The organism is Veillonella parvula (assembly GCF_024461875.1).
Lineage (GTDB): Bacteria > Bacillota > Negativicutes > Veillonellales > Veillonellaceae > Veillonella > Veillonella parvula_I.
Window position 1 is genome coordinate 1 of sequence record NZ_JANGAL010000087.1, and the last position, 246, is coordinate 246.

Sequence of the window (246 nt, forward strand, 5' to 3'; positions counted from 1 at the left end):
TTTGATTCGTCCGGCTACTGTCTGAGGAACGATTCCGTCAGATTCGACGATGCTGTACGCCGTACACCCTTTTTCTTCCCGGTAAAGCTTCATATAAGCTATATTGACGTTCATTTCGCTTAAGCAGTTTGTGATGTGTGCGATCACTCCGGGTTTGTCCTGTTGAATGACGATAAGAGTGCTGTATTCTCCGGTAAAATCAACTTCCACTTCGTTGATTCTTGCGATTCGGATTTTTCCTCCTCC

At 45.1% G+C, this 246-nt stretch carries 1 protein-coding gene; it reads right to left on the minus strand.

Features of this window, described 5'->3' with window-relative positions:
* Positions 1-246 (minus strand): ACT domain-containing protein (locus NE668_RS09965; RefSeq protein ID WP_256196850.1); only part of this gene is annotated, 246 nt, incomplete at both ends.